This window comes from Gulosibacter sp. GYB002, from assembly GCF_036577665.1.
Taxonomy (GTDB): domain Bacteria; phylum Actinomycetota; class Actinomycetes; order Actinomycetales; family Microbacteriaceae; genus Gulosibacter; species Gulosibacter hominis.
In genome coordinates this window covers 215,003-240,636 of sequence record NZ_JARBDD010000014.1, presented here as the reverse complement: position 1 = coordinate 240,636, position 25,634 = coordinate 215,003, and the positions used below count along the sequence as shown (strand labels likewise).

General features: G+C 61.8%; 19 protein-coding genes. 10 read left to right on the top strand and 9 right to left on the bottom strand.

All coding sequences use genetic code 11. The annotated features are described in order from the left end of the window. Position 1 precedes the first annotated feature (1 nt). A complete protein-coding gene (locus PV375_RS09095) occupies positions 2–2,968 on the top strand; it encodes a bifunctional [glutamine synthetase] adenylyltransferase/[glutamine synthetase]-adenylyl-L-tyrosine phosphorylase (RefSeq protein WP_332107019.1) in 2,967 nt (988 codons plus the stop codon). A gap of 110 nt (positions 2,969–3,078) precedes the next feature. On the opposite strand, the gene glnA is transcribed toward PV375_RS09095, so the two are convergent. Continuing rightward, positions 3,079–4,503 (bottom strand): type I glutamate--ammonia ligase, encoded by a 1,425-nt coding sequence (gene glnA / locus PV375_RS09090; protein WP_332107018.1) that lies wholly within the window; start codon positions 4,501–4,503, stop codon positions 3,079–3,081. Between the two features lie 156 nt (positions 4,504–4,659). On the opposite strand from glnA, the gene PV375_RS09085 reads away from it, so the two are divergent. Next, entirely contained in the window at positions 4,660–5,076 is a 417-nt protein-coding gene (locus PV375_RS09085) for an RDD family protein (RefSeq protein WP_332107017.1), read from the top strand. Positions 5,077–5,152: 76 nt separating this feature from the next. On the opposite strand, the gene PV375_RS09080 is transcribed toward PV375_RS09085, so the two are convergent. Next, positions 5,153–5,857, bottom strand: a complete 705-nt coding sequence (locus PV375_RS09080) for a DUF4191 domain-containing protein (RefSeq protein WP_332107016.1) — start codon at positions 5,855–5,857, stop codon at positions 5,153–5,155. A 157-nt stretch (positions 5,858–6,014) separates the two neighbouring features. Between PV375_RS09080 and PV375_RS09075 the strand changes: the two genes are divergently transcribed. Then, positions 6,015–7,511 (top strand): hypothetical protein, encoded by a 1,497-nt coding sequence (locus PV375_RS09075; protein ID WP_332107015.1) that lies wholly within the window; start codon positions 6,015–6,017, stop codon positions 7,509–7,511. 183 nt (positions 7,512–7,694) lie between these two features. On the opposite strand, the gene sucB is transcribed toward PV375_RS09075, so the two are convergent. The 3 genes from sucB to PV375_RS09060 form a co-directional block, all read right to left on the bottom strand. Next, entirely contained in the window at positions 7,695–9,449 is a 1,755-nt protein-coding gene (gene sucB, locus PV375_RS09070) for a 2-oxoglutarate dehydrogenase, E2 component, dihydrolipoamide succinyltransferase (protein ID WP_332107014.1), read from the bottom strand. A 43-nt stretch (positions 9,450–9,492) separates the two neighbouring features. After that, a complete protein-coding gene (gene lpdA / locus PV375_RS09065; RefSeq protein WP_332107013.1) occupies positions 9,493–10,866 on the bottom strand; it encodes a dihydrolipoyl dehydrogenase in 1,374 nt (457 codons plus the stop codon). 221 nt (positions 10,867–11,087) lie between these two features. Further along, positions 11,088–12,542, bottom strand: a complete 1,455-nt coding sequence (locus tag PV375_RS09060) for a leucyl aminopeptidase (RefSeq protein WP_332107012.1) — start codon at positions 12,540–12,542, stop codon at positions 11,088–11,090. Between the two features lie 145 nt (positions 12,543–12,687). Between PV375_RS09060 and PV375_RS09055 the strand changes: the two genes are divergently transcribed. From PV375_RS09055 to PV375_RS09035, 5 genes are all read left to right on the top strand, one after another. After that, positions 12,688–13,599, top strand: a complete 912-nt coding sequence (locus tag PV375_RS09055; protein WP_332107011.1) for a proteasome assembly chaperone family protein — start codon at positions 12,688–12,690, stop codon at positions 13,597–13,599. Continuing rightward, positions 13,596–14,975 carry an MFS transporter gene (locus PV375_RS09050; protein WP_332107010.1) on the top strand — a complete coding sequence of 460 codons (1,380 nt, stop codon included), beginning with the start codon at positions 13,596–13,598 and terminating at the stop codon, positions 14,973–14,975. The genes PV375_RS09055 and PV375_RS09050 overlap by 4 nt, the downstream gene beginning before the upstream one ends. Before the next feature lie 194 nt (positions 14,976–15,169). Further along, entirely contained in the window at positions 15,170–16,828 is a 1,659-nt protein-coding gene (locus PV375_RS09045; RefSeq protein ID WP_442903943.1) for an RNA polymerase sigma factor, read from the top strand. A gap of 32 nt (positions 16,829–16,860) precedes the next feature. Continuing rightward, positions 16,861–18,117, top strand: coding sequence for a diaminobutyrate--2-oxoglutarate transaminase (ectB, locus tag PV375_RS09040; protein WP_332107008.1), 1,257 nt, complete (start codon positions 16,861–16,863; stop codon positions 18,115–18,117). Positions 18,118–18,135: 18 nt separating this feature from the next. Further along, a complete protein-coding gene (locus PV375_RS09035; protein WP_332107007.1) occupies positions 18,136–18,852 on the top strand; it encodes a coenzyme F420-0:L-glutamate ligase in 717 nt (238 codons plus the stop codon). A gap of 88 nt (positions 18,853–18,940) precedes the next feature. Here PV375_RS09035 and PV375_RS09030 read toward each other — a convergent pair whose 3' ends face one another. Continuing rightward, complete coding sequence (locus tag PV375_RS09030; protein WP_332107006.1) at positions 18,941–19,948, bottom strand: sugar-transfer associated ATP-grasp domain-containing protein; 1,008 nt, start codon at positions 19,946–19,948, stop codon at positions 18,941–18,943. Between the two features lie 151 nt (positions 19,949–20,099). Here PV375_RS09030 and PV375_RS09025 point away from each other — a divergent pair, with 151 nt between their 5' ends. Both PV375_RS09025 and PV375_RS09020 read left to right on the top strand, forming a co-directional pair. Further along, positions 20,100–22,187, top strand: coding sequence for a DNA gyrase/topoisomerase IV subunit B (locus PV375_RS09025; RefSeq protein WP_332107005.1), 2,088 nt, complete (start codon positions 20,100–20,102; stop codon positions 22,185–22,187). A gap of 54 nt (positions 22,188–22,241) precedes the next feature. Next, positions 22,242–22,790: a GNAT family N-acetyltransferase gene (locus tag PV375_RS09020; RefSeq protein WP_332107004.1), complete on the top strand. Its 549-nt coding sequence runs from the start codon at positions 22,242–22,244 to the stop codon at positions 22,788–22,790. Positions 22,791–22,866: 76 nt separating this feature from the next. Here PV375_RS09020 and PV375_RS09015 read toward each other — a convergent pair whose 3' ends face one another. From PV375_RS09015 to PV375_RS09005, 3 genes are read right to left on the bottom strand one after another with little or no spacing between them, the layout of a single operon-like run. Further along, the gene (locus tag PV375_RS09015; protein ID WP_276529507.1) at positions 22,867–23,649 is read right to left on the bottom strand and encodes an amino acid ABC transporter ATP-binding protein; all 783 of its coding nucleotides are present in this window, start codon (positions 23,647–23,649) and stop codon (positions 22,867–22,869) included. Next, positions 23,646–24,635: an amino acid ABC transporter permease gene (locus PV375_RS09010; protein ID WP_201516866.1), complete on the bottom strand. Its 990-nt coding sequence runs from the start codon at positions 24,633–24,635 to the stop codon at positions 23,646–23,648. The genes PV375_RS09015 and PV375_RS09010 overlap by 4 nt, the downstream gene beginning before the upstream one ends. After that, the gene (locus PV375_RS09005; protein WP_332107003.1) at positions 24,622–25,551 is read right to left on the bottom strand and encodes an ABC transporter substrate-binding protein; all 930 of its coding nucleotides are present in this window, start codon (positions 25,549–25,551) and stop codon (positions 24,622–24,624) included. Before PV375_RS09005 ends, PV375_RS09010 begins: the two co-directional genes overlap by 14 nt. Positions 25,552–25,634: the final 83 nt, after the last annotated feature.

Genomic DNA, 25,634 nt, shown 5'->3' with positions numbered 1-25,634 from the left:
CGTGCGCACCGCATCCCGAACTGAACTCATCCGTCTCGGTTATTCCAACCCAACCGCGGCACTCGAAGATATTGCGGTAATTGCTGAACTGTTGAGCATAGACACAGATGCGGTACTGGCAGTTATCGGCAACGCCACCGCCGACCCGGATGGCGCCGCCGCCGCGCTGCGGTTGATAATCGAACGAAACCCGCAGCTAGGGGAGACCTGGCACTCAGAATTGCGGATGCTGCGCAGCGGGGCGACGCTCACGGGTGTGTCTGCGGCATTTGGTGAATTTTTGCGCCGCCACCCCGACCGGCTCGAGTGGATTCACGAGCGGCGACACGAATTGCCCAGCCGGGCCCAGGTGTTTGCCGCCATTCAGGATGCGGTGGCCGGCACGACCGGGGATGACGCGGTTACTGCACTGCGTGTCGGCTACCGCTCGGTGCTGGCCTGGATCGCGCTCTACGACTTGCGGCTCGACGACCCGGCGGTGTCACTGCACCGCATCGCCGGGGTGCTCACCGACCTGGCCGATGCCACCGTCGAAACCGCGCTGCAGCTTGCGCGCAACGAGGTAGCCTCCGAAAGCCCAGGATTTGGTAAATTCCCCGCCGCGCAGATAGAACAGGTGCGACTCGCGGTGATCGCGATGGGTAAATGTGGGGCGCAAGAACTCAACTATGTGTCGGACGTTGACGTCATGTTCGTTGCTGAGCCACAGCACGGTAGCGACCTCAGCGGTAACCAGGTTGCAAATATTGCGACAGCAATTGCGCGGCAGATGATGCGCATCATCGAAGAACCGGCTGTCGAACCGGGCCTGTGGGAAGTCGACCCGAATCTGCGCCCCGAAGGCCGCCAGGGCGCCCTCGTGCGCACGATTGACGCCTACCGTCGCTATTACGAGCGCTGGGCCGAAAACTGGGAGTTTCAAGCCCTGCTCAAAGCGCGCCCGATGGCTGGCGACGCCGAACTCGGAGCCGAGTTCATCGAGGTCATCGAACCGCTCGTGTGGCAGGCCAGCGAGCGAGACGACTTCGTGTTGCAGGTGCAGGCGATGCGCGAACGAGTCATCGCAAACATCCCCGCCGACGAAGTGCAGCGTGAGCTAAAACTTGGGCCCGGCGGGCTGCGCGATATCGAATTCACGGTGCAGCTGCTGCAGCTCGTGCACGGCCAAAACGACCCCTCATTGCGGGTGCGCTCCACTCTCGACGCCCTCAGCGGCCTGGTCGCGCAGGGATTCATCGGACGCGATGACGGCGCCAATTTCATCAACGACTACCGGTTCCTCCGCCTGCTCGAGCACCGCATCCAAATGCGCCAGCTGCGCCGCACCCACCTGCTACCGGTTTCGGAAGCTGAGCTGCGCATCATCGCCCGCGGCGCCCGGCTCGGCACCGCAGCACAGCTTCAGCAAGAACTCAACGAGGTGCGTCGCCGCGTGCGTGGCCTGCACCAGCAGGTGTTTTACCGGCCGCTGCTCAGCGCCGTGGCAGCCCTGCCCAGCGAATCGTTCCAGCTCACCAGCGCACAGGCAGAGGTGCGGCTGCGCGCCAGCGGCTATCGCGACCCGCAGGGTGCCCTCAACCACATCAACGCGCTCGTCAAGGGAGTGTCTCGAAGGGCCACGATGCAGCGGCACCTGCTGCCAGTGCTCATCGACTGGCTCGGCCGTGGAGCCAACCCCGATCAGGGGCTGCTCGCGTTTCGCAAACTCTCGGAACAAAACGGCGAAGCATCCTGGTACCTGCGACTGCTGCGCGATTCCAACCTTGCCGCACGACGACTGTGCGCACTACTGTCATCAAGCCGGTTCTGCGCGGTGTTTTTTGAACTTTTTCCCGAAGCGGTGCGCTGGCTCGACTCAGACGACCGGCTGCATCCCACAAACCCTGAGGCGCTCGAAATCGAATTCTCGGGCGCACTCAAACGGCACCGGCAGGCAAATGACCTGGCACGCATCATTCGCAGTATGCGACGACGCGAAGTGCTCCGCTTGGCGATCGGATTCATCCTCGGCATCAACAACATCGACCAGACCGCTCAGGGACTCACCGATATCGCCACCGCCACCATCCGCGCCGCTGACGCCAGCGCCCGGCTACTCGACGAAAACCCGCATCCCAACACCGAGTTCGCCGTCATCGGAATGGGCCGCTACGGCGGGTCCGAGCTCGGATTCGGATCCGACCTCGACGTCATGTTTGTCTACCACGGCAGCGAGGACGGCGACGAACAGCGCTGGTCGCAGCAGCACGTACACCGGATGGTGGAACTCACCATGGATCCGCGCCTGCCACTCGACCTCGACGCGGCACTGCGGCCCGAAGGTAAGGCCGGGCCGCTGACCCGGTCGCTCGACGCCTATCGCAGCTACTACGAGCGCTGGTCACTCAGCTGGGAAGCCCAGGCACTACTGCGCGCTAACCCGGTGGCTGGTAGCCCCAAACTTGGTGACGACTTTCTCACAGTGGCCGAACCGATTCGGTACCGGGCTGGCGGTCTTAGCGCGTCAGACCTGCGCGAGATTCGTCGCATCAAAGCGCGGGTGGAATCTGAACGACTGCCGCGCGGAGCCGACCCCCGCCGCCACCTCAAACTCGGGCGCGGATCGCTCAGCGATGTTGAGTGGCTTGTGCAAACGTGGCAAATGAATCGCGCCCACGACATTCCCGGGCTGTGCACCCCGTCGACACTCACGGCGCTCGCGGTTGCTGAAGAAGCCGAGCTAGTCAGTCGCGAGGATGCGCAGGTGCTGCGGCGGGCATGGCTGCTGGCCTCGCGCATCCGCTCGGCCGTGTACCTGTTTGCTAACACCCAAACCGATGTGCTGCCGACCGATCCGGTTGAGCTTGAGGGTGTCGCTCGGCTGCTGGGATATCCGGCGGGCAGCGGTATGGAGCTCGAAAACGACTACCTCGAGGCAACGCGGCGGTCACGGCAGGTGTTTGAGCGGCTGTTTTACGGCGACGAATAGCTGCACCGTTACGCAACGCTGCGCCGCTACTCATAAAGGGCCGCTGTGGCACGATCCGAAGCTGTGCCACAGCGGCCCTGGTTGGATGCGCTTAGCGTATCCGGTGCGCTTTAGCAGCCGAATGTGGTCTGGTACTCGAAGGGGTGGGGCAGTGCGGCTAGCGGCGCCACATCCGAGTTGATTTTCAGGTCGATCCAGGTGCGGATGAGGTCTTCGGTGAACACACCACCCTTGAGCAGGAACTCGTGGTCTTCCTCAAGTGCGCGCAGCGAGTGGATGAGCGAGGTCGACAGCTGCGGGATATCGGCCGCTTCCTCCGGCGGCAGCTCGTAGAGATCTTTATCGATCGGGGCCATCGGTTCGATCCGGTTATCGATACCGTCGAGACCAGCCATCAGCTGCGCGGCAAAGGCCAGGTAGGGGTTTGCTGAGCCATCCGGAACCCGGAATTCGATGCGCTTGGCCTTCGGGTTGGCACCAGTGATCGGGATGCGCACGGCAGCCGAGCGGTTACCCTGCGAGTAGACGAGACTGATGGGCGCCTCGTATCCCTTCACCAGGCGTCGGTACGAGTTCGACGACGGGTTGGTGAATGCGGCCAGCGCGTTGGCGTGCTTGAGAATACCTCCGATGTACCACCGTGCGGTGTCAGAAAGGGATGCGTAGCCGGCCTCGTCATAGAACAGCGGCTCGCCGCCCTTCCACAGCGACTGGTGGGTGTGCATCCCCGAACCGTTGTCGTGGGCGAGGGGTTTTGGCATGAAGGTGGCAACCTTGCCCCAGTCGTTTGCGACACCCTTGACGAGGTACTTGAATTTCAGCAGGTCATCGGCTGCGGCGACCAGCGTGTCGAAACGGTAGTTGATCTCGGCCTGACCGCCGGTACCCACCTCGTGGTGGGCGCGCTCGAGCTTCAGACCCGCTTCCATCAGCGTCACCGAGATGGCGTCACGGATGTCTGCCTGCTTGTCAGTGGGCGGGACGGGGAAGTAGCCGCGCTTGAGCGGGATTTTGTTGCCGAGGTTGTTGCCATCGTCTTCGGCAGCCGAGTTCCAGTACCCCTCATCCGAGTCAACCTCGTAGAAGCTGCGGTGGGCGCTGACCTCGTGGCGAACACTGTCGAACAGGTAGAACTCGGCCTCGGAAGCGAAAAACGCGGTGTCGGCAATGCCGGTTGAAGCGAGGTATTTTTCTGCCTTTTTGGCGACCTGACGGGGATCGCGGTGGAAAATTTCACCGGTGCGCGGGTCGTAGATGTCAAAAATAACGATGAGCGTGGGTTCGGCACGGAACGGGTCAACGTAGGCGGTGGTCACATCGGGGATGAGCTGCAGATCCGATTCGTTGATCTGCGCAAAGCCGGCGATTGAGGAGCCGTCAAACAGCTGGCCCACCGAGAAGAACTCCTCGTCCACAGAGTCTGCCGGGATGTTGAAGTGCTGCTGCACCCCGTGCAGGTCACAGAAACGAACGTCGACGAATACGATCGCGTTCTCTTTAATAAACGTCATCAATTCTGCGGGCGTGGTGAACATTGTTCTCCAGTCGTTGTGCGGGTTGGGCATAATGCCGAAACGAGCCCGGTGCCACAACGTCCGTGGCCCGTCTTGCATGCCTCAATAATACGGGGCGTTATGCCGATGACATTCAGCGCAATGCAGGAAGTCGTGCAGCGCAATACACTTCAAATCATGTCGAACTCCTCCGCCTCACCAGAATCCGCGTATCCCGGGCAGCGTCTGGGCCTACCCGAGGACGGGCCGGGGTCGATCGCCAGCTATGGGCGGCGAGTGGTCGGCCTGATCATCGACTGGGGGCTCGCATGCCTGCTCGCCTGGCAATTTTTTAACTATCACCCGGTCGCCATCATGGTGCTGTTCGTGGCGATTACGGCCCTGACCATCACACTTTTTGGCGGCTCGATCGGGCATCTGCTGTGCGGGATGCGCCTGAACACGGTGGCTGGGAAGGCACCGGGATGGTGGCGTCCGTGGATTCGACAGACCCTCGTGGTGCTTGTGATTCCCGCGCTCATCACCGATGTGGATCAGCGCGGGGCACATGATGTGCTCTCGGGGCTGGTGCTGCGCCGTTACGTTGCCGAGTAGCTCACGCTGCATCCGCCAGCTGACAAAAAACGGTGGTGGCCAGCCGAGCCGACCACCACCGTGTAGTTACATGCGACTAGCGCATCTGCGAGCGCGAGCGGCGAACCCGGTTCGGGTCGATGCCCTTTGGAATTGGCAGCGATGACTGCTGCAGTGATGCGAGCCGCTTGTCAACGGCGAGGATTTCGGCCTTGTTGAGCTTTTTCGGCAGCTTTTTCAGTTCGCGACGCAGCTGGCCGAGCTTAATCCCGCCCTGACCCACAAGGATGTGGTGTATCGGCACGTTCGGCAAAATCCGCTGCAGCTTGCGGCGCTCATCCGCCAGCAGTTTTTTCGAGGCGGCACTATCCGATTCGGTGATGAGCACCACACCGGGCTTACCGATCGCACGGAAAACGACGTCCTGCGTGCGCGGGTTCATTGCCACCGGAGTGTCGCTGGTTTTCCACTGGCCGCGCAGTGACGACGAGAGCACCGCGCCCGAGGCTCCCTTTTGGCCTTCGAGCTGGCTGTAGGCCACGCGTTCGGCTCGCCGGTTGAGGGTCATCATGAACAGCAGCAGCGCCACCAGCAGCGACAGCAGCATCATCAGGATCCACATGACCCAGTTGTTGTACACAAACACAACAAGCAGCACACCGGCAACGATCGGCAGCACCACCGCCGCGATCATCAACACGATCGCGAGCTTGTCGTACTTGGCCGTCATTTTGACGATGTCGATAATTTGCCGGATGCGTCCGGGCTGCTTCTGCGTCTGCGCGCTCGATGTATTCGCCATAATGCTCAATTCTAGGTGGGATCTGCCGCACCGGCAGAAACCGCGCCTGCGCTCTGAGCGAGAAGGCAGTTTCCACAACCCACTGACAGCTCGAGTTTCCACAGCGACCTCAGTATGCGAGTGGTTACTGCGGCAGGATCAGCGACACTTGGCTGCCATGACGAGCATTACACGATCCAGGCAAGGGGATGCACCACAGCTGGGCGAGGTCATTGCGGGCTGGCGGCTGGTGCGCCGTCTTGCTGACGATGCGGCCGGGCGGGCGCAGTTTGCGGTTGTGGGGGAGCGCGGCGACGCTGCTGCCGTGGCCAGCACGCACTGGGGTGGTTTCGCAGCTGTAGATCCGGCGACTATTAGTTATTTGGAGCGGTGCGCGGTGGTGGTGCCGGAGGCTGATTCGGCCGGGCTCTTGGCTGAGTGTGCGATTCGGAGTCGGCTCGAGGCCGACTTCGTGCCACGGGCTGAAGAAGTGCCGGCGACCGAACATTGGCGCATCGCGATCTATCCGCTGCACTATCTCACTAGCTTCGCCGAATATGTGGCACACGGCGTTGAACTCGAGGCCGGCAGTATTGTCACGATGCTCGTGCCGATTGCTGAGACGATTGCGGTGGCGCATCGTAGCGGCGTCGCCCACGGCGAATTGAGTCTGCGATGTTGCAGCATCGATGAGGCCGGCCGGCCGCAGCTTGGTGATTGGCATGCCGCCACCGAGCTGGCGAAACTTTCAAATCTGCGTCGCGATTTGCAGTTGGGCTCCGATTTGCGTGCGCTCGGGCAGATCGCCGACGCCCTGCTAGCACAGTGTTCGAGTCCGGCCACGGCGGCGCTGCGGCAGTCGATCGATCAGTTGCGTAGTGGTGTTGCCGATGATCAGGCTGCCGCCGCGCTGCTGGACGCGCTGTTTCGCTGGGCACCCGCAGCAGCCGTGCCACCGCTCACGAGCACCCAGCCGCATAGCGAGCCGAGCGCTTTGCGAACACAACTCAGCGGTCTCCAACATGCGTTTGAGGCCGGATCTGATGATGATGAACCGCTGCTGGCAACCGCACCGCGCAGGCGCTATGCGGTGCTCGAACCAACTATTGAGCGTTGCCGGCGGCTTGCCGCACCGATCCGACCTGCGATTTGGTTGGGGGTTGCCGCGATTGGTGCTGTCACAGTTGCTGCTGGTGTGGTGCTGCAAGCCGCCGGTGCGAGTGCAGATGCGGAGCCCGCGGATCAACGCGCGCAAGTGGTGACGGAGCGCGAAGCCAGCGGCCAGGAGATGTCTGCCGATGAAAGCTCTAGCTCGGCTGTGCAGGCTACCGACAGCAATGCCGTCGCGGCTGATGATTCGACGGATGCCGCCGGCGATTCGGGAGCGGTTGTGGAAGAGCTCGTACAGCGGCGCAATGCCTGCCTTGAGGCCGGGGATGCGGAGTGTCTCAACACCCTGTATGCAGCATCAGCGCCGGGCCTCGAAATTGATGTTGAAGCTATCGGCGCAGGTGATTCGCAAGCGCGCATCATCACGGCAACGCAGTGGCACAAAAGCACCGATTTGGGTGATGTTGAGTTATACCGCAGCTCGGATGGACGAGTGGCGGTGGCAGTGATGCGTGATGTTGAGCGCGGCTGGCTGCTGCGAGAGGTGTGGTTGCACAGCGAATAAACCTGGCAACTGCGGGCTGGCCATTCAGTAAGCGCCGCTCTGCAATAGGCGCCGCCGTGCGGTCAGTGCCGCTGATCGGTTAGTGCCCCTGCTCGAGACAGAGTTTGAGGGTGGATCACCGCGGTGATCCACCCTCAAACTCTCGGTTCCGGCACACGGCTGGGCTGCGTGCGCCCGGTTGTGCTAGATGCCGAGGTTACCCTCGAATGCACCCTCTTCGAGGCGCTGCTTGACCTGGGCAAGGAAGCGAGCAGCGTCGGCGCCGTCGATGATGCGGTGGTCGTAGCTCAGGGCCAGGTACACCATTGAACGAACCGCGATCGCCTCGCCACCGTCGGCAGTGGGCACCACGGCCGGGCGCTTGACAACAGCGCCGGTGCCGAGGATTGCTTCCTGCGGGAGGAACACGACCGGGGTGTCGAACAGTGCGCCACGCGAACCGGTGTTGGTGACCGTGAACGTGCCACCGGCCAGTTCGTCGGGCAGCAGCTTGTTGTCGCGGGTGCGGGTTGCCAGGTCATCGATCGACTTGGCGAGGTCGGCGATGCTCATTCCTGCGGCATTCTTGATGACCGGGGTGAGTAGACCGCGCTCGGTGTCAACCGCCATCGAGATGTTTTCGTAGCCGGGGTAGACGATTTCGTCGCCCTGCACAGTCGAGTTGATGATCGGGTAGGTCTGCAGGGCCTCAATAGCCGCAAGGGTGAAGAAGGGCAGGTACGAGAGCTTCGAACCGGTCTTCTCGAGGAACTCGGCCTTGCGGCGATTGCGCAGCTCGGCAACCCGAGTGACGTCCACCTCAACCACAGTGGTCAGCTGGGCAGTCTGGGTCATCGACTCAACGGCACGCTGCGAAATGACTTTGCGCAGACGCGACATCTTCTGGGTGGTGCCGCGCAGCGGCGAAACCTCAAACGGGGTCGGGGTGTCGGCCGTGCCAGCGGCAGCGGGGGTGGCGGCTGCCGGAGCCTCGACTACCGCATTGAGGACGTCTTCCTTACGGATGCGGCCACCAACGCCGGTGCCGACGATGGTGCTGAGGTCAACACCGCGCTCTTGCGCGAGCTTGCGCACGATCGGGGTGACATAGCGAGGGTCGCTGGCTTGGGCCTTCGGTGCGGCGGGTGCCTTCGGTGCTGCCGGGGCAGCAGGGGTCTTCGGTGCTGCGGGCGCAGCCGGAGCCTTCGGGGCGGTCGGTGCCTGGGGTGCGGCGGGTGCCTTCGGAGCGGCTGGTGCAGTGGCTGCGGCGGGTGCGGCCGGTGCAGGCTCTGCCGCTGGTGCTTCCGGCGCCTCGGCCGGAGCCGCTTCCGGCTCGGATGACTGTGCCGATGCTGCCGATCCCGAACCAACGCGAGCCAAAACAGCGCCAACCTCGGCGGTCTCGTCCTCACCAACCAGGATCTCGAGTACGGTACCGGCTGCGGGGGAGGGCACCTCAGTGTCGACCTTGTCGGTTGAGACTTCGAGCAGCGGCTCGTCGACCTCGACCGTCTCACCGACCTGCTTGAGCCAGCGAGTGACTACGCCCTCGGTAACACTTTCGCCGAGCGCGGGCAGGGTGACGTCCTGAGCGTCACCCGATTCTGGCTGCGCCTCGGTAGCAGCTGCAGGCTCAGTCTGGGGTTCAGCTTCTTGTTCAGCTTCTGGTTCGGCGTCGGATGCGGCAGGGGCAGCATCCGACGCGGGCGCGGCCGCGCCGCTGCCGTCGCCGATGCGGGCCAGCACCGCGCCAACGTCTACCGTTTCGTCTTCGCCAACGAGGATTTCTTCGACAGTGCCGGCTACGGGAGAGGGCACCTCGGTGTCGACCTTGTCGGTTGAGACCTCGAGCAGCGGCTCGTCGACCTCGACCGTCTCACCGACCTGCTTGAGCCAGCGAGTTACCGTTCCTTCGGTAACGCTCTCACCGAGCGCGGGGAGTGTTACATCCTGAGTCATCTGGAATCGCTCCTAATTGTGTTATTCAAGCTCGAGCAGGTGTCTAGACCGCGTGCAGCGGTTGACCGGCGAGTGCCATCATGGCCTCGCCAAGCACTTCATTCTGGGTCGGGTGGGCGTGGATGAGCGGCGCTACGTCCTCGGGATAAGCATCCCAGTTGACGATCAGCTGGGCCTCACCAACGAGCTCGCCAACGCGAGCACCGATCAGGTGGATGCCAACAACCGGGCCGTCCTTGACCCGCACCACCTTGGCAATACCGGCGGTGCCGAGAATCGAGCTCTTGGCGTTACCGGCCAGGTTGTACTCATAGGTGGCGATGGCGTCGTCGCCGTGCGTTTCGCGTGCCTTGGCTTCGGTGAGTCCCACCGAAGCAAGCTGCGGCTCACAGTAGGTCACCTTCGGGATGTTGGCGTCGCTGACGAGCTGCGGGTTGAGGCCGGCAATGTGCTCGGCGACAAAAATTCCGTGGGCGTAGCTGCGGTGCGCAAGCTGCAGGCCCGGCGTGATATCACCGATGGCGTAGATGCCGGGAACCGAAGACTGCAGGTTTTCATCAACGATGACAAAACCACGCTCCATATTGATTCCGACACGCTCAAAACCGAGGTCGGAGGTGACCGGGCCACGACCAACGGCAACCATCAGCACATCGCCATCGATAACTTCACCCTTGTCGGTCTTCACGTGAACGCCGTACTCGTCCTGCGTGACCGAGTCGAACTTGGTGTTGGTGTGGAAATTAATGCCGCGCTTGCGGAAGGCGCGTTCGAGCTGCTTCGAAAGCGCAACGTCCTCGGCCGCTGCAAGCCGGTCAAGTCCTTCAATAATGGTGACCTCGGCACCGAGTGAACGCCAGAGGCTGGCGAACTCGAGACCGATCACACCACCACCGAGCACCACGGCCCGGCGCGGCACCCAGTTCATCTGTAGTGCCTGGTCTGAAGTGATGACATTGCCGGTGATCTCAAGGCCGGGAATGGTTTTGGAGTACGATCCGGTTGCCAGCACGATGTGCTTACCGACATAGCGCTCACCGTCGACCTCAACGGTCTTGTCGTCGACGAGACGACCGAAACCCTCGACAACTTCGACACCGCGCATCTTCAGCAGGCCCTGTAGACCCTTGTGCTTGGACGAGACGATGCCGTCGCGGAACGCGGCGATCTTCTCGGCGTCTACGCCTTCAAGACTCAGATTGATGCCCATGCGGGCGCCATCGGCCACCGCATCCGCCACCTCGGCGCTGTGCAGCATCGCCTTGGTGGGTACGCAGCCGCGGTGCAAGCAGGTGCCGCCAAGCTTGTCTTTTTCGATCACCACAGCTGACATGCCTAGTTGGACACCGCGGACGGCTGCGGCGTAGCCGGCGCTTCCGCCGCCAAGTACGACCAGATCAAAGTTGTGTTCTGACACTCCTGGAGCTCCCTCTCGGTGTGTGTTGTGGAAGTTCTGTGCTCATGCAGAATGCTTGTCGTCAGCAGGATTACTGCCACGAATTCGCGCTCAGCCGATACCTCGCGTCAGCCTACACCGCGCAACCTTGCGCAATCTTGATTGTGAGTCCAGAAAAGGTTTGCGGCTGGCTCGGATGCATCCCAAACCAGCCGCAAATCATGAGCGCGTGTGCGTAATCGCTATTGGGCCGCGGCGATCAGCTCAACGAGCGTGCGCACCGGATTTCCGGTGGCACCCTTGTTGATGTAGCCGTAGGCGCTGTCGCTATTGGCCGGGCCGGCGATATCGAAGTGCAGCCACGGCAGCGGTTTCCCGTCGGCATCTTCACCGACAAATCGTTCGAGGAACGCACCCGCAAAGAGCATGCCGGCCTGACGGAAGCCGGGCTTTGCATTGACAATGTCGGCGACATTCGACTTCAACGCGTCGTCGAGCTCTTCCGGAATCGGCATCGGCCACAGCGGTTCGCCCGTCTGCTTCGCGGCAGCGACGGCCGCATCGCGCCAGTCATCGGTGTTCCCCATCAAACCGGTGGTGCGGCTACCGAGTGCAACTACCTGGGCACCGGTGAGCGTGGCGATATCAATGATGAGGTCGGGACGCTGCTCTGAGGCCAGGCACAGGCCATCGGCCAAAACCAGCCGACCCTCGGCATCAGTGTTGGTGACTTCCACGGTGGTGCCATTGCGCATTGTGAGTACATCATCCGGCTTGATCGCCGAGCCCGAAGGCATGTTTTCGGCGAGGCAGCAGTAGCCGGTCACCTGCACGTGCAGCCCGAGCTTTGCCACCGCGAGCAGGGTGGCAAGCACCGACGCGGCACCCGACATATCGAATTTCATGCCGAGCATCGAACCGGCGGGCTTGAGCGAAAGGCCACCGGTGTCGAACGTGATGCCCTTACCAACCAGCGCAATGTGTTTGGCGGCGTTTTCGGGGTTGTAGCGCAGCTGCACGAGTCGCGGCGGGTTGTCTGAACCACGGCCGACCCCGAGGATGCCGCCGCAACCGGCTTCTTCGAGCGCTGCCTCATCCCAAACCTCAACCTCAACCTCGTACTCGGCAAGTACATCCTGGGCGAGCGCAGCGAAGTCTTCGGGAACCAGGTCGCTCGGCGGGGTGTTGGCCAAGTCGCGAGCCAGCGCAGCCGACTCGGAAAGCACACTTGCCTGCAGCAGTGCCTCGGCGAACTCCTCGCCTCCAGCCACAAACGCAACCTCGCGGTCGTGCTCATCAGCCGTGCTGAGGAAGCGGTCGAGCTTGTGCGCGCCCAGCGCAAAACCGGTGGCAAACGCTTCTACCTCGTCGGCGCTGCCAGCAAAATCAACGATGACCTGCTCGGCCTCAGCGAGCGCGCGGGCGGCCACACCAGCGGCACGGCGAATCGCCTCAAGCTCACGCTCGCCACCGATACCCACCAGCAGGGCGGGGCGTTCGGTTTCACCATCGGTGATCAACACGCGAAGGGTTGCCTCAGCCTTACCGGTGAAATCGAGTGCCACTAGGCGCTCGGCGGTGATGCCATAGTCGTTCGCAGCCAGCAGCTGCGGGGTATCAGAACCGAGCACCGGGATGAAGATGATGCCAGCGGCGCCCGCGGTCGAATCAATCAACGAAAAACTAGGAATCTGCATAGTGCAGACTCTAAGCGCCCCGGGCTGAAAGAGCGCCGTACCCGCGTGACCAAGCGGCTGCCAGCATCCGGTCGGTGCCGCGCGAACGGTCACGCCGTCAGCGAACCAGCCAGAATTTTTCGGCGAGCCGCGTACCATGGCGTTCATGATTGGTCGCGACTCACTTTTTGAACCCGCGGCGCACTGGGCAGCGGTGCCACAGGGGCTGCCGCTGGTGGCGCTGCTCGACGGGTATCGTGACGCCGACCACACTGTTGCGCTGAGCGTCGAAACCATGCTTGCTGACGATGGCGGGCAGCTGGTGGCGGTGTTCGACACTGATTCGCTGCTCGACTATCGAGCCCGGCGGCCGCTCGTGAAAGTCGAAGGGAACCACATCAGCGACTTCCGCAGCGCCCGTCTCGATCTGCGACTGTTGCGCGACTCGATCGGGCAGCCCTTCCTGCTGCTCTCGGGATTTGAACCCGACTTCCGCTGGGAAGCGTTCACTCGCGCCCTCAATGAAGTCACCACGCATTTCGCAGTGTCGAGTGTGACGTGGGCCCACAGCATCCCGATGCCGGTGCCGCACACCCGGCCTATTCGCGTTGCCGCAACCGGGAACCGCGAAGAGATTATCGAGCAGCTCTCGGTGTGGAAAGCACACGTCGAAGCGCCGGCTCACGCGCTGCACCTGCTCGAATATCAGCGGATGCAGCAGGAGCTCGACGTGGTGAGCATCGTGGTGCTCACACCGCACTATTTGGCGGACGGTGCTTATCCGGCGGGGGCGATGCGGCTGCTCGAGGCACTCGGCACCGTTGACGGCATCCTGGTGCCAACCGAATCGCTGCGAGAACGCGATCGCGAGTTTCGTGCCACGTTCGACGAAACGCTCACCGAGAACGATGAGGCGGTCAAACTCGTCGAAGTGCTCGAGCAGCAGTATGACGGTTTTTTGAAGGGCACGCCGCTCGAAAACCCGTTCGCTAACGCCGACGGCGAACTACCCGACGCTGACAAGATCGCGGCCGAGCTCGAGCGCTACCTGAAATCAAGGTCGGACGGCGCGAATTGAGCACCGACAAGGCAGCGAACGAACCCGACGAGTTCACCAACCCCACCACGGCAGCCCTGCAGCTTGTGCCGCGACGGCTGCCGACCGTAATGTTCGCTATCGCGCTATTCGCGTATCTCATCGCGGTCACCCAGCGCTCGTCACTGGGGGTTGCCGGGGTGGATGCGGCCAATCGCTTCGATGCTGGCGGTGCTGCCCTGTCGACACTTGGCGTGATGCAGATGGCCGTATACGCGCTCATGCAGATTCCGGTCGGGATGCTGCTTGACCGCTTCGGCCCGCGGATGCTGATTCTTGCCGGTGCCATCGGTATGGCACTCGGACAGGCAGTGGTGGCTTTCGCGCCAACGCTCGAGGTCGCTGTGCTTGGCCGCATCCTGGTGGGTATCGGTGACGCCACCACATTTGTTTCGGGTCTGCGCATCATCGCCGCGTGGTTCCCGCAGCGCCGGGTGCCGCTGATGCAGCAGTGGTTCAGCAACCTCGGTCAGATCGGCCAGTTTCTTTCAGCGGTACCGTTCGCGATGCTGCTGCACTGGAGTAACTGGACCGTGGCGTTTTTGTCGACCGCGGCACTGTCGGTAATTGTCGCGATTTTAGTTGCGGTGGTGCTTTCCGACACTCCATGGAAGCGCACCGCCGGTAGCCGCGTGTCGCTGCGCGGCGCATTCGTGAAACTCGGTGACGCTTTCGTGCGCCCCGGCACCCGCATGGGTTTTTGGGCGCACTTTTCGTCACAGTTTGTGGGCACCGTGTTTGCACTGCTGTGGGGATATCCGATCATGGTGCAGGGGCTGGGGCTGGCGAAAGAACTTGCCGCTGTGCTGCTGATTGTGCCCATGTTGGTGGGTATGATCGCCGGGCCCTGGATTGGGCTGGCAACGGCACGTTGGCCGCTGCGACGATCAAATATTGTGGTTTTGCTGGCGAGCCTGATGACCGCATCCTGGATTGGTCTGATTGTGTGGCCCGGTGTGCCGCCGCTGTGGTACTTCCTGATTGTGCTGGTTGCGACCGGGGTGTGTGGGCCGGGCTCGACCATTGGCTTTGATTTCGCGCGCACCTTTAACCCGGCCTCCAGCTACGGCTCGGCCTCGGGCATCGTAAATATCGGTGGCTTCACTGCGAGTGCAATCACCATGCTGCTGATTGGATTGGGGCTCGACTTCGGGCCGCAAACCGCAGCGGGCGTGCCGAGCTGGGATGCCTACCAGATCGCGCTCTGGGCCATTCCGTTGATGATCGTCGTTGGTATCGGCGGGCTATTGGCGGAGCGGCGCCGCACGCGCTCGCGGCTGGCCGCAGAAGAGGGCGTTACCGTGGCGCCGCTGTGGTTGGCAGTTGCACGTCAGCTGCGCCGCAAGCACGACAACTAATTGGCCGCAGCTTGGGGTCATTGCCGGATATAGGCGTACCGGACATACGCGAGGGAACACTCGCCGTAGAAAGCTGAGTGCCGCTGGGAATAGCAAGCGGTGGCACACTGTAGTATCGAATGCCTAACCCGGTCAATCGTTTCGTGCGACTTGACTTGGGGTTTCATTTTGCCTGCGGTGAGAGGGGATACAACATGGCCAGCGCATCCAAGCAGGTCGCTTCGTACACCGAGACTGAACTTTCTAACAAGCGCGTGGTTGAACTGCGCGAAATCGCTAAGGATGCCGGCGTCGCCGGTGCCTCCGGGATGCGGAAGGCTGACCTGGTTGCCGCCATTATTGCGAATGCCGGTGGGGCTGGCGAAACCGCCGCAGCGGACAGCAAGCCCGCAGCGAAAAAGAAGTCGGCGGCAAAGGCAACGAAGCCAAAGTCGGCCGCTGGCGCGTCGAAAGCGAAACAGCCCGCCGAGGATGCGGGGGATGGGTTTACCGAGGCGCAGCTGCGCGGCAAGGTGGTCGCCGAGCTGCGCAAAATTGCCAAGGAAGCCGGTGTCGACGGCATCAGCTCAATGCGCAAGGCCGAGCTGATCGAGGCGATTATCGCGGCCGACGGTTCGGCAACCGAGGTGGCAGAAAAAACCCCCGCTCGCAAGCGCGCAGCAAGCAAGTCGACGGCAAAATCGAGCAAGTCTACGGTCGAAAATGAAGTGATCGACCTCGATGAAGATCACGAGGTCGATGAGGCCGATATGGAAGAGTCGGCCGACGTCGAAGACGATGCTGAGGCTGACGACGACCCCGATCTGGGCGAGCGCGACGAAAAGTCGGAAGATCCCGAAGAGGATGTTGCCAAGGCAGAAACGGCGGTCCGTGCCGCCGGTGCTTTGGTGCTGAGCAATAAGGACGACGACGACCAGCCCGTCTACTCGACGGCCATCACCGGCGCCACCGCCGATCCGGTGAAGGACTACCTCAAGCAGATCGGTAAAGTGCCGCTGCTGAACGCAGCCGAAGAGGTCGATCTGGCCATGCGAATCGAGGCGGGGCTGTACGCCGAAGATAAACTGCTGCGCGAACAAGGGCTCGACCCGAAATATGTGCGTGAGCTCAAGTGGATTGTGCGTGACGGTCGCCGTGCCAAGAGCCACCTGCTGGGTGCCAACCTGCGTCTGGTTGTTTCGCTCGCCAAGCGCTACACCGGGCGCGGGATGCAGTTCCTCGACCTGATCCAGGAGGGGAACCTCGGTCTTATTCGCGCGGTCGAAAAATTTGACTACACCAAGGGCTTTAAGTTTTCGACCTACGCCACCTGGTGGATTCGTCAGGCAATCACCCGCGCTATGGCAGACCAGGCGCGCACTATCCGCATCCCCGTACACATGGTTGAGGTCATCAACAAACTCGCTCGCGTGCAGCGGCAGATGTTGCAAGACCTGGGCCGCGAACCCACGCCTGAAGAGCTCGCACACGAGCTTGATATGACGCCCGAAAAGGTTGTTGAGGTGCAGAAGTATGGTCGTGAACCGATTTCGCTGCACACTCCGCTGGGTGAAGATGGCGACTCGGAGTTTGGTGACCTGATTGAGGACACCGAGGCCGTGGTGCCCGCCGACGCGGTGAGCTTCACGATGCTGCAGCGTCAGCTCGAGTCGCTGCTTGATTCGCTCTCGGAGCGCGAGGCCGGAGTGATTCGGATGCGTTTTGGTATCGGTGACGGTATGCCCAAAACACTCGACCAGATCGGTGAAACTTTCGGCGTCACCCGTGAGCGCATCCGACAGATCGAATCAAAGACGATGGCAAAACTGCGCCACCCGTCTCGCTCGCAGTCGCTCCGTGATTACCTGGAGTAGCATTTTTGCTTCGAGCATAGGAAGGACCCCACATGAACCTGTCGGTTTTCGACCAGACTGAATCAGAAGTTCGTAGCTACATTCGTTCGTTCCCCACGGTGTTCACCACCGCGAAGGGATCGAAGCTCACTGACGAGGATGGACGGGAGTACATCGACTTCTTCTGTGGGGCCGGCGCGGTCAACTACGGTCACAACGACCCGGACATTCAGGAAGCGGTAATCGAGTTTTTGCGCAGCGACCAGCTGCAGCACGCGCTCGATATGGCCACCACCAGCAAGCGCCACTTCCTCGAGCTGTTCCGTGATCGCATCCTGGCACCGCGTGGTCTCGACTACCGCGTACAGTTCACCGGTCCGACCGGCGCCAACACTGTTGAAGCCGCGCTCAAACTGGCGCGGATGGCAACCGGTCGCACCGGCGTTGTCGCGTTCACGCACGGCTATCACGGCCTGTCGCTGGGCGCACTGGCCGCCACCGCGAACCAGTGGTTCCGGCAGGCTGCTGGCACGACCTTGAACGATGTCACCTTCCATCCGTACGACGGCTACTACGGCGACGAGATCGACACCGTAGCGCTGCTGCGCAAGCACATCGAAGACCCCTCGAGCGGGCTCGATCTGCCGGCCGCGATCATCGTCGAGACGGTGCAGGGCGAGGGTGGCGTGAACGTGGCGAGCGCGCAGTGGCTGCGCGATCTGCGTGCGCTGTGTGATGAGTACGGCATCGTGCTCATCTGCGATGAAATCCAGATCGGCATTGGCCGCTCGGGCAAATTCTTTGGTTTTGAAGAGTCGGGCATCGTACCCGATATGGTCACCCTGTCGAAGTCGCTTTCGGGCTACGGCTTCCCGATGTCACTGCTGCTGATCAAACCCGAGCTCGACAAGTGGCAGCCGGCAATGCACACTGGCACCTTCCGTGGTAACTCGATTGCCTTCGTCGGTGCTGCCAAATCAATTGAAAAATTCTGGAGCGACGACCAGCTCGAAAACACCATCGCCGAGCGCGCGGATGAAGTGGTGACCACGCTCAACGAGATCGCCGAGCAGTACCCTGGCGAATTTTCGGTGCGTGGCCGGGGACTCCTACAGGGCCTCGTCTGTGAACAAGATCGCGAGCTTGCCGGTCGCATCTCGCGTGCCGCTTTTGAGCGCGGCCTGGTTGTCGAGACTGCGGGCGCTTATGACGAGGTCGTCAAGATCATGCCGACACTCAACGGCGATATGGAAACCCTCAAAGCCGGTCTCAGCATCCTGCGCGACGCGGTTGCGGCTGCCCGCGGCTAGGGGAGAGGTAGCAGGGCTGTGACAGAACAACTGCAGGCAAACGAGGGCAAGGCCCTCACCAATACGGCCGACGGCGTGGCTTACGACCGGCTACCGATCAAAACCCATGTGGTTATGCCCGATGACGACCTCCGTCAGGTCGTGCGCACCTACGCGGCTCCCGTGGTGCAGGACGGCGACATTTTGTTTGTCACCGAAAAAATCGTGGCAATCACGCAGGGCCGCTCGATGCTGCTTGAAGAGATCAAGCCCCGGCGACTGGCCACCGTGCTGTCAAAGTATGTGACTCGCACCCCGCACGGCATCGGACTCGGAATGCCCGAGACTATGGAGATGGCGCTGCGAGAATGCGGTACACCGCGCATCCTGCTGGCCGCGGCGGTGTCGGTGGTGTCGAAAAAACTCCTGCGCCGCTCGGGCGATTTTTATCGCGTCGCCGGTGAAAAGGCGCGCGCGATTGACGGCCCCACAGAGGGTACAATCCCGCCCTACGACCGTTCGGTGGTGCTTGGTCCCGCACAACCCAACCGGGTTGCTACCGACCTGAAAGTGTTGCTCGGCAACCGGGTGGACGTGCTGATCGTCGACATCAACGACATTGGCGGCAATATTCTCGGCTCAACACTCGACCACAAACGCAACGAGCACTGGGCTCGGGTGCTCGCCGATAACCCGCTCGGGCAGGGCACCCAGTCGACACCGATGGGAATTATCCGGCCGCGAAACGACAAATAGCCAGAGTCTGGCAACAGATTGGGCGTGCGACTACCGTGTTCGGTGTCGCACGCCCAATGCGTTGCGGCGGCCAGCTGAGCCGCGACCGCTAGTGCCCGATTGCGGCGCGATACACCGGCAGCAAACCGCGACGGAGCCCCGAAACAGAGGGCTTGGCCTGGAATACGCCGGTGTTGTAGTTGCCCTCGATCAGAACCGGCCGATCGGGGGCGATCGCCACATCCCAGCCCACATAGGGCACCTCAGGGATGCGCTGTGCCGCAGCCTTGACCGCCTCGATGGCCTCGGCAAAAAGCGGCACCTCAAAACCAACGATCGGCACACCGGTCAGCGGGTGGATACCGTGGGTGGCGTTGGCATCATCGAATGCCGGGTAGAGCGCAGTACCCTCGGGCGAGAGCATCGTGTACATACCGCCGCCCGAAAAATTATCGACGTCGCCACCGGCACCGATGCGCAGTGCCCGGCAAAGGATGTGCACTCGCTTGCCATCGTTATAGCTGGCGATGCGCATGGTGTTGACACTCGACGAATTGAGTTCGGCCATACGAGGATGCTGCTGCAAAAATTCCTCAACCAGGAACTGGCGGTTACGCATCCGTTCAGCGCGAAAAGCAGCCACATCCGTGACGTCGGCGGTGCGGATGCGTTCGATCCCCTTGCCTCCCAGTGAATCGGGAACCTTCACCATCACATCCGTGAACCGATTGAGGAATGCCGCGAGTTCATCCTCGTTTGTTTCGCGCACGTCGAGCCACTCGCGTCCGATCACATCGCTAAAGCGCACGTTAAAACGCGACTTATCACTGAGATCACGGTTGGCACGCTTGTCGGTGTTGAGCTGCAGAGCATAGCGGTTCGACATCGGATGCGTGATGTAGGTGCGGCGCTCGGCACGCGACAGAATCGCAAAGTCCCAGTCTTGGAAGTCTTGGAAGGCGCAATCGTAGCGAGCGGCCGACCAGAGCATGTCGCAGAACACATTCAGCCTCGGCTTGCGGAACTGGTGGCCGATAGCGCCAGCCATCTGCCACACCCGTGGCAGATTCGCGGCCCTGGCACGCTCAAGAAAATACGAAAAACGCAGATTTGCCACGGGCGAAGCTCACTTTTCAATCGGGGTCGTTGGCTGGCGACAATTCTAGCGATTGGTTTATCGAAGGCCGGTGCGCCTGAGGGGAGATTGGGAGGAACGGCAATAGATTTTTGCTGTATCTATTCGCTCTCACACCGCTACCGGAGGCGCATTGGCCAACGACTACTCAGCCGCACAGCTGCAGGTGCTCGACGGACTCGAGGCGGTGCGGAAGCGGCCGGGTATGTATATCGGCTCGACCGATTCGCGCGGCCTGATGCACTGCCTTTGGGAAATCATCGACAACGCCGTCGATGAGGCGCTGGGCGGCTACGGCGACGAAATTTTGGTGCGGCTCAATCCCGACGGCTCGGTTGAGGTGCACGACCGCGGACGCGGTATTCCCACCGATATTGAGCCGCGCACCGGTATGACCGGTGTGCAGGTGGTGTACACAAAACTGCATGCCGGCGGCAAATTTGGCGGCGGCAACTATGGCGCGGCAGGTGGTCTGCACGGTGTGGGTGCTTCAGTGGTGAACGCGCTCTCGGCGCGGCTCGATGTTGAAGTTGACCGCGGTGGGGTAACCCACGCGATGAGCTTTCGCCGCGGCGTGGCCGGCGAATTTGCCGACGGCAAGGCCGAACCGACACCCGATGCCAAATTCACCGAGCATCCCGGATCAGCGTCACTGCGCCAACTCGGCAAGGTAAAACGCGGTGTCACCGGCACCCGCGTGCGCTACTGGGCCGATCCGCAGGTGTTCGTACAGGACGCCGAATTTGATCTGGCAAAGCTGCAGGAACGCGCTCGACAGACCGCGTTTTTGGTGCCAGGGCTGGCAATCACCATCGATGACCGGCGCGATCCCGACGAACCCGAGGTTGAAACCTACCGCTATGAGGGCGGTATTTCAGAGTTTGTCGAATATCTGGCACCGGATGCATCCGTCACCGAAACCTGGCGCATTCAGGGGTCGGGGGAGTACGTCGAAACCGTGCCGGTGCTCGATGAAGCCTCGGGACATATGGTTTCGCGCGAGGTTGATCGCGAGATGCACGTCGATGTTGCCCTGCGTTGGGGGATCGGCTACGAAACCACACAGCGCAGTTTTGTGAACATCATCGCAACCCCCAAGGGTGGCACCCACCTGGCCGGTTTTGAGCAGGCCCTCGTCAAAGTGGTGCGAGATGAAATCACAAAAAATGCGCGCCGCCTCAAGGTTGGTAACGACAAACTTGAAAAGGACGATGTGCTCGCCGGGCTGACCGCCGTGGTGACCGTGCGCATCCCCGAACCGCAATTTGAGGGCCAAACCAAAGAGGTGCTCGGAACCCCGCAGGCGCGGCAAATCGTGTCGAAGGCGGTTACGGCGGGGTTGAAAGAGCGGTTTGGGTCGACAAAGCGGCAGGACAAAACCGAAACTTCGATGCTGCTCGAAAAAGTCGTCACCGAGATGAAAAGCCGCATTTCGGCGCGCGCTCACAAAGAGACGCAGCGTCGCAAAAACGCGCTCGAAAACTCGTCACTCCCGGCGAAACTCGTTGACTGCCGCTCAAACGATGTCGAACGCAGCGAGCTGTTCATCGTCGAGGGTGACTCGGCGCTCGGCACCGCAAAACCGGCGCGTGACAGCGAAGTGCAGGCACTTTTCCCGATCCGCGGCAAAATTTTGAATGTGCAGAAGGCATCGCTTGCCGACATGCTGAAGAACGCCGAATGCGCCAACATCATTCAGGTGATTGGTGCCGGTTCGGGACGCACCTTCGATCTCGATCAGGCCCGGTATGGCAAGGTCATCATCATGTCGGATGCGGACGTCGACGGTGCGCATATTCGAACCCTGCTGCTGACCCTGTTTTTCCGCTATATGCGTCCGATGCTCGAAGCCGGTCGGGTCTATTCGGCCGTTCCACCGCTGCACCGGGTCGTGGTGGTGCATCCCGGTAAAAAACCAAACGAAACCATCTACACCTATAGCGAACAGGAACTGCAGCAGCTACTGGCGAAACTCGAGCGCACCGGTCGCCGATACCAGGAGCCGATTCAGCGCTACAAGGGTCTCGGTGAGATGGATGAAGACCAGCTGTGGGACACCACTATGAACCCCGAACACCGACTGTTGCGGCGGATGACGATGAAGGATGCGGCCGAGGCCGAAACGGTGTTTGAGCTGCTGATGGGCAATGAAGTGGCCCCGCGCAAAGAATTCATCATCGCCGGCGCCGACGAAGTTGTGCCCGAACTCATCGACACCTAGGCAGCACATCGGTGCGGGCTTGCGGTTCGCTCGGCACTTGGCTAACGTCATCGGGTGCTAATTCGAGAAGCGAATGCGGCGGATGTGCCCGAGATCGTGGCGATTCTGAACGCCGACACCCTTACGAACCCATCAAGTTGGCGCATCGAACCCGAAACCGAAGCGGATCGCGAAGGTTGGCTTGAGTCGCGTCGGGCCACCGGGCATCCGGTGCTGGTGGCAGAAGAGGATGGCCACGTGCTTGGCTTCGCCTCCTGCGGTCCGTTCCGGCCGTTTGATGCCTGGGCCGGTGTGGTCGAGCACTCGATTTACCTGCACCGGGATGCGCAGGGTCTGGGCCTCGGCAAGCAGCTGCTCCCCGCGCTCATGCACGCCATCGCGGATGCCGGATTCACCCATGTGGCGGCGGTAATTGACAGCGCGAACGAGCCGAGCCTGCGACTGCACCGCAACTTTGGGTTTGAAGATATCGGCCGGATGAACGGGGTGGGGAAGAAGCCCTCGGGCATCCTCGACGCTGATTTTTTGCTCTACGATCTCAAAAAACTCGACCGCGACCGGGTAGAACGCGACGAGTGCGGTGAAGGCGAGTCTGAGCAGTAGCGACGGCGGCGGAAAACGCCACGGGGCGGTGTCGCAATGGCGACACCGCCCCGTTTTGTCGAGCGCTAAATGACACCTAGAGCACACGGCGCAGGAAGGCGCGGGTGCGCTCACGCTGGGGGTTCGTGAGCACCTCCTTGGGGTCGCCTTCCTCGACGACCACGCCCGAGGCCATGAACACCAGGTGGTCACCCACATCGCGGGCAAACGCCATCTCGTGCGTGACCACGACCATGGTCATACCGTCTTCGGCGAGCTGCTTCATTACCTGCAGCACCTCGTCTACCAGCTCGGGGTCGAGCGCTGAAGTGGGCTCGTCGAAGAGCATCAGCTTCGGCTTCATCGCCAGCGCACGCGCGATCGCCACGCGCTGCTGCTGACCACCCGAGAGATGGGCAGGATACGACTTAGCCTTGTGCTCGAGACCAACCTGACGCAGCAGTGCGTGGGCCTCATCGATGGCCTGCTTGCGCGGCACCTTTTTCACCCGCGTCGGAGCCTCGATGATGTTTTCGAGCACCGTCATATGCGGGAAGAGATTGAACCGCTGGAACACCATGCCGATATCGGCACGCTGCTGAGCAACTTCGTGGGGTGCGAGCTCGTAGAGCTTGTCACCGCGCTGCCGGTAACCCATCAGCTCATCTTCGACCCACATCCGGCCGCCGTCGATTGTTTCAAGGTGGTTGATGCAGCGCAGGAAGGTCGACTTACCCGAGCCCGAAGGCCCAACCAGGCACAGCACCTGACCGCGTTCCACGGTCAGCGAGATGTCTTTCAGCACCGTGTTCGAACCAAACCGTTTCACGATGTGTTCGGCACGCACCATTGGCGTGGCTGCGGTAGCGTTCGTGCTCATGCGCCGTCTCCCTTCGGTGCGGTGGTGTTGGTGTTAGTCGGGTCTTCAGCGGTGCCAACAGCACCGGTGGCGAGCTGCTCGGCCGTGCGGTTGTCGGGGCGCTGCTTCTCGGGCGCGATGCCGCGGGCGAAGTGGGCCTCGAGGTAGTGCTGGCCAACCATCAGGATGCTCGTCACTGCCAGGTACCAGATGCTCGCCACGATCAGCAGCGGCACCGGTGCGTACAGCTCGGCCGAAATTTCGCGCGAACGCGCATAGAGGTCGAGCGTGTAGCCAAGCGCGGTGACCAGCGACGTGGTCTTGAGCATCGAGATCAGCTCATTGCCGGTGGGCGGAATGATGACGCGCATCGACTGCGGGATCACGATCCGCAGCATGGTGTGCCGCCAGGTCATACCGAGTGCCTTCGCAGCCTCTTCCTGGCCGCGATCGACCGAGAGGATACCCGAGCGGATAATCTCCGCCATATAGGCCGCCTCGTTAAACGCGAGACCCAGCACGGCGAGCCAGAACAGGCTGAACCCTTCGAAAGGTGAGAACGTGAACAGCTCGACATCGGTGAAGGGGACGCCGACGGTCACGGTCTTATAGATCGTGCCGAGCAGTCCCCAGAACACCAGCTGCACGTACACCGGGGTGCCGCGGAACAACCACAGGAAAAGCCACGACAGCGACTTCAACACCGGGTTATCGCTCAGCCGCATGACCGCCAGGACCAGACCCATGATTACGGCCAGCACCATCGACAGGACGGTAAGCGCGAGGGTGACTCCCGCAGCCTGCCAGATGCGCACATCAAACAGGTACTGCCCGACAAGCGGCCAGCGGTACTGCTCACGAGTGGCGGCGTCGTAGATGAACAACGCCAACACCAAAAGCAGGATTACGGCGAGAACATTTCTCCAGGGGTGGCGCAGCGGCACCGCGGTGATGGGCTCACCCGCAACCACCGCGGTGTCGTTGCCAGTAGTTTTATTCAGTGACACTGTTTACCTTTGCTTCGGTGAAGGCACCGTCTTCAACGCCCCACTTTTCGAGGATCTTGGTGTAGGTGCCGTCGTCCATGAGCTCCTGCATCGCCACCCGAACTGCCTCGGTCATCTCCGAGTCTTTGGCGAGCACGAGGCCGTAGGGCGCTGCATCGAACACGTCACCCTCAAGAGCCACCGAATCACCGGCAACCTTCACACTGTTCTGGGCGATGGGTGAGTCGGCGAGCATGTAGGGAGTGTTGCCGAGCACCACATCGTTGGTGGCCTCGTCCTGGCCATCCTTCTTCAGGATTTGGATGGGCTCCTTGCCCTCCTTGCTGCATTCCTCGCTCGCCGCCTTGAGGTAGTCGTCCGAGGTGGTCGTAGCCTGAGCGCCGATGGTGAGACCGCACAGCGACTCGGGCAGCGGGTCTTCGTCGGCACCGCGCACAAACTGCAGGCCGGCACTGTAGAAGTCGACGAAGTCAACCGACTTCTGACGCTCAAGGGTGTCGCTGAAGCTCGACGAACCCATGTTGAGGGTGCCACCCGTTACCTGGGGAATGATCTGGTCAAAACCGAGCTTTGACCACTCGACCTTCAGATCGAGCTTGGCGGCCACTGCCTCAACCAGTTCGACCTCCCAGCCGACAGGCTGTCCGTCAGCGCCGGCGTACTGGTTGGGGGCATAGGTAGCGTCGGTGCCAACCTTCAGCACACCGCTCGAGCGGACATCGTCGGGGACGAGTGCCGAGGCGGTTTCCGACTTCGAGACTTCAATCTTGGCTTCCTGTGAAGCACCAGCGCCCTCACCGCTGCTGGCGGCTTCGTTGTTCACGCAGCCGGTGAGCAGCAGCGACGCACCGGCGGCTGCAGCCACCAGCGACATCAGGCGACGGACGGGACGCGTTTTTTGGGTTGGTTGCATCATTGCAACTCCTTCGTCGTGTTCGCGGGAACTCAGATGGTTGAGCATCGAAGTGACACTCGGCCATAGCGATGGGCGACAGCTTC

Excerpts from the sequence above, each read along its gene's own strand:
- ectB (WP_332107008.1), top strand. The coding sequence starts at position 16,861 with ATGAACCTGTCGGTTTTCGACCAGACTGAATCAGAAGTTCGTAGCTAC.
- PV375_RS09045 (WP_442903943.1), top strand. The coding sequence starts at position 15,170 with ATGGCCAGCGCATCCAAGCAGGTCGCTTCGTACACCGAGACTGAACTT.
- PV375_RS09080 (WP_332107016.1), bottom strand. The coding sequence starts at position 5,857 with ATGGCGAATACATCGAGCGCGCAGACGCAGAAGCAGCCCGGACGCATC.
- PV375_RS09085 (WP_332107017.1), top strand. The coding sequence starts at position 4,660 with ATGTCGAACTCCTCCGCCTCACCAGAATCCGCGTATCCCGGGCAGCGT.
- glnA (WP_332107018.1), bottom strand. The coding sequence starts at position 4,503 with ATGTTCACCACGCCCGCAGAATTGATGACGTTTATTAAAGAGAACGCG.
- PV375_RS09075 (WP_332107015.1), top strand. The coding sequence starts at position 6,015 with ATGACGAGCATTACACGATCCAGGCAAGGGGATGCACCACAGCTGGGC.
- PV375_RS09005 (WP_332107003.1), bottom strand. The coding sequence starts at position 25,551 with ATGATGCAACCAACCCAAAAAACGCGTCCCGTCCGTCGCCTGATGTCG.
- PV375_RS09015 (WP_276529507.1), bottom strand. The coding sequence starts at position 23,649 with ATGAGCACGAACGCTACCGCAGCCACGCCAATGGTGCGTGCCGAACAC.
- PV375_RS09055 (WP_332107011.1), top strand. The coding sequence starts at position 12,688 with ATGATTGGTCGCGACTCACTTTTTGAACCCGCGGCGCACTGGGCAGCG.
- sucB (WP_332107014.1), bottom strand. The coding sequence starts at position 9,449 with ATGACTCAGGATGTAACACTCCCCGCGCTCGGTGAGAGCGTTACCGAA.
- PV375_RS09060 (WP_332107012.1), bottom strand. The coding sequence starts at position 12,542 with ATGCAGATTCCTAGTTTTTCGTTGATTGATTCGACCGCGGGCGCCGCT.